3 protein-coding genes and 1 pseudogene are annotated in these 3,852 nt (G+C 64.6%); 1 reads left to right on the top strand and 3 read right to left on the bottom strand.

Translation table 11 applies throughout. From position 1 onward, the window contains the following. The 3 genes from AC1DRP_RS35565 to AC1DRP_RS35555 form a co-directional block, all read right to left on the bottom strand. Positions 1–1,295: hydantoinase/oxoprolinase family protein (locus AC1DRP_RS35565; protein WP_476771015.1), on the bottom strand; the 1,295-nt coding region annotated here is incomplete at its 3' end. Beyond that, entirely contained in the window at positions 1,292–2,077 is a 786-nt protein-coding gene (locus AC1DRP_RS35560) for an IclR family transcriptional regulator (RefSeq protein WP_441505920.1), read from the bottom strand. The genes AC1DRP_RS35565 and AC1DRP_RS35560, both read right to left, overlap by 4 nt. A 545-nt stretch (positions 2,078–2,622) precedes the next feature. Then, positions 2,623–3,408 carry a class I SAM-dependent methyltransferase gene (locus AC1DRP_RS35555; protein WP_441505919.1) on the bottom strand — a complete coding sequence of 262 codons (786 nt, stop codon included), beginning with the start codon at positions 3,406–3,408 and terminating at the stop codon, positions 2,623–2,625. A 233-nt stretch (positions 3,409–3,641) separates the two neighbouring features. Here AC1DRP_RS35555 and AC1DRP_RS35550 point away from each other — a divergent pair. Continuing rightward, positions 3,642–3,852, top strand: a pseudogene (locus AC1DRP_RS35550) (ABC transporter substrate-binding protein); the annotation flags it as partial.

Genomic DNA, 3,852 nt, shown 5'->3' with positions numbered 1-3,852 from the left:
ACGACGACCTTGTGGATGCCCCAGGCTGCTTCTTCCACGGAGAGGCCGAGCGGCTCCGCCACCGAGGCAACAGCCTTGCGCGCGGCCGCGAGATCGAGCGCCATGCGTCCTCCGAGGAAGAAGCCCGGATCATAATAGCCGAGCACCAGATTGGCGTCGGTGACGGTCGGCTTGGTGCCGCCCATGCCGTAGCAGGCCGGGCCGGGGTCGGAGCCTGCCGAGTGCGGGCCTACCTTGAGCAGGCCGACCTCGTCGATGGYGGCGATCGAGCCGCCTCCGGCGCCGATCTCGATCATGTCGATGACGGGAGCCTTGATCGGCAGGCCGGAGCCCTTGGCGAAGCGGTTGACGCGACCGGCTTCGAGCATCGGTGCGATCTCAGCGCGGCCGTCCTCGATCATGCAGGCCTTGGCGGTGGTGCCACCCATGTCGAAGGAGATGACGTCCTTGTGGCCGGCGAGCTCGCCGAACAAGGCTGTCGCAAGGCCGCCGCCGGCAGGGCCGCTTTCGAGCAGGCGGATCGGGAAGGTGCGAGCGGTCTCGGGGGAGACCAGGCCGCCAGCCGAATGCATCAACCGCAGCGAGCCGGTGAACGAGCGGGCTGCGAGTTCGCGCTCCAGCCGTTCCAGATAGCGCCGCATCAGTGGCTGGACATAGGCGTTCGCCGCGGTGGTGACGAAGCGCTGATACTCCCAGATTTCGGCGACGACCTCGCTCGACAGGGAGACCGTGAGTTCGGGGCAGGCGTCCCGGACGATCCGGCCGGCTTCCTGCTCATGGGCGGAGTTGCGGTAGCTGTTCAGGAAGCAGATCGCGATCGCTTCGCAGCCGGCAGCGGCCAGCTCGCTGGCGGCTGCACGCACCGCGGTTGCATCGAGCGCCGTCACGATCTTGCCGTCGCGGTCGATACGCTCCGCGACTTCGAGACGAAGCTCGCGCGAGACCAGCGGCTCCGGGAAGGTCAGGAACAGATCGTAGATGTCATAGCGCTGCTCGGTGCCCATTTCGAGGATGTCGCGGAAGCCGCGCGTGGTGATCAGGCCGAGCTTGGAGCCCTTGCGCTCGATCACCGCGTTGGTCACCAGCGTTGTGCCATGCACGATGTCGCCGATATCGGCCAGCGTGATGCCGGCCATCTCGGTCAGTTCGCCAAGGCCGATCAGGGCAGCCTCGGACGGATCATGCGGCGTGGTCAGGCGCTTGTGCAGCAGGACCGAGCGCTCCTGGCCGTCATAAAGGATGAAATCGGTGAAGGTGCCGCCGATATCGAAGCCGATGCGCCAACGATTGCTCATGGAGCTGTCTCCGCGATTGAGGGATGTAGGGGAAAGAAAAGCGGGTCCCGGGTCAGCGCCGCGATCTCGGCGGCGCCTTCTCCCAGAGAACGGATAATGGCGAGGCGCTCCTCCGGCGTGACGGTCGCTGCCGGGAAGGAAATGCAGAGCGCGACTTCGTCGCCGGTGCTCGGATCGCCGACCGAAACCGAGATGGCGCGCACGCCCCTGACCGCCTCGTCATGGGATTCGGCGTAGCCCTCGCGTCGTGTGACGGCGAGCCGCGCCAGGAGTTCGTCGAGGCCCTGCGGGGCTGTATCGGACGGCGGTTCGAAACCGCCGGCATAGAGGCGGCGGACCTCGTCGTCGGGAAGGCGGGCGAGCAGGGCGCGGCCGGTGCTGGACGCGAAGGCGGCAATTCGATCGCCAATCGACGTGACGACGCGCAGGGCGTGCCGTCCGGGATGGGCCGTGACGCCGACGATGTCGGTGCCGCGCCGCACGCTGATATAGCCGGTATGTCCGACCTCGTCCGAGATGCGCCCGATCACGGAATCGGCCCGGTCGATCAGCGAGGCGGCGAAGCGGTAGATATGGCCGACCTGATTGAGCAGCAGGGAGGGGCGGTAGCGCTTGCTGTCGCCGACCGTTTCCAGCAGCCCCTCGTCGCGCATCGCCCGCAGCAGTCGCGACGCATTGCTCTTCGGCATTCCAAGCAAGGAAACGAGATCCGTCACCGTCACATCGTGACGCGTGCTGGAGAAGCAACGGAGCACATCGACGGCCGCCGACAGAATGGACATCCGGGTGAGTCCAGAAAAGTTCCATAAAATGGAACTTGAGTTGCAATAACAGGAACAATATCGCGCCTGACCGAAGAGTCAACAAGCGTTAAGGATTGAGGGTGGAATGCGCTCGGACGAGGCGCTATGGCCCTGGAGTGCCGGATCAACGGCGGTCCTGCCTGATTGGCTTGTGTGCCTCCGTTGAAGCTGCAGGCAGTCCGACCCGCCCAGCGCTCGWTCCGGTGCAGGTCAAGCTTCCTTGCCGAGCCCGGTCAGGCCGACAGGACCAGGAATGCCAGGGAAGGGAGTTCGACGACGAGGCTGCGCACAACCGGGCGTCGGCCAGATCGGAGAGGCAAGCGACTGCGCAAGGCGGCGCTGTTCCAGCCTTTCGCCGGACTGCGGCGCGGAGCGGCGAGCCGCCATTCATGTTGAGGTTGCGGGCTCGGACGATGCTGGCTCGCCCGGGTCGGGGCGAATGCGGCGCGTCTCAGGACGCGGCGCAGGGCATGCCGCCGCCTTCGCCTGCCAGGTCCGTCTGTGCGGGGGAGGCGGTAATCACCTTAGGACGGCTTGCGTGCGGAGATCAGGAAGCGGTTTTGCGCTGCGCGCTCGAGACGCTGGAAGAGCGGCATGAAGCGACCCTGGGCGCGGTGGATCGGGCCAAGGTCGCGGTCGACGACGACGTCCTCGAACCCTGCCTGCCTCAGCAACTCGGCGACGGCATCGGGGCGGCACCCATCAGAAAAATAGACGCGCGACAGGATGCTTGCATGGGTGTCCGCATAAGGTGGGGGAGGCGGCACATTCCTGCTCAGGCGTTTGACAAGTCGTGCGAGCCACTTGATCAACCGCCTGTCCGGTGGGGTGTTGATGGTGTCCGCGTCGATGATCGCGACGCGTCCGCCCGGCTTGAGTACCCTGTGCCATTCGGCGAAGGCGGCCGGCGGGTCGGGCAGGGTCCAGACAAGATGCCGGGTGACCACTGCGTCGTAACTATCCGAGGGCTCCAGCGTATTCTCGGCATCGCCGAGGAAGAGCTTGATCGGTCCCTTGCCCGAGACCTTGGCGCGGGCACGCGCCAGCATGGCCTCGGAGAGATCGAGGCCGGTCACCGAAAAGCCGAGTTCCGACAGCAGCAGCGAGATCACCCCCGTGCCGCAGGCCAGGTCGAGCGCCCGGCGCCCCTGATCGGTGCCAAGGTGCCGCGACAGAAGCGCGAGCCATGCGCGCCGTTCTTCCAGGGAAAAGATCTCGTGGCCTGGCGTCGTATCGAATGTCTCTGACCTGATGGACCAATAGTCCCGGATTTCATCCTTCAGGCTGCGATTTGCGATCGTGGTCGACATCGATCATTCGCCTTGTCTTGGTCCGTTTCCGGCACCTTTCACCACGCTGCGCTGCGTCTCACAAGTCTTTCCTTCGGTTCGCGCCGAGAAGTTTTGTGAATGAGCGGTCTGTTCTTCACTTTAGAATTCGTTTAATCAAGTAGATTGGATGTATTCTAAAAGATATGCCTTGACCGACCTTGTGTCATTTCATACGAGCCGCCCAGCTCAGACGAGGTTTAGGTGGTGGCGTGATGGCATTGCTTCACAGGGTTATTCAAGTAGCCACTCTGACCATTGGCCTCATCGCGTCGACGTTGCCTGCTTTCGCGGAGAAGGTCAGGGTCACGGATGTTCTCGGCCGGGCGGTCGAGGTCAACGCGCCAGTCGAACGCGTGATCCTGGGCGAAGGGCGGCAGATGTACTTCGTCGCCGCGCTCGACAGGGACGATCACAGGGACGATC

The organism is Allobosea sp. 01N443 (genome assembly GCF_056399325.1).
Note: the sequence above shows the minus strand (reverse complement) of the source record. Positions and strands in the feature narration are given on the sequence as shown.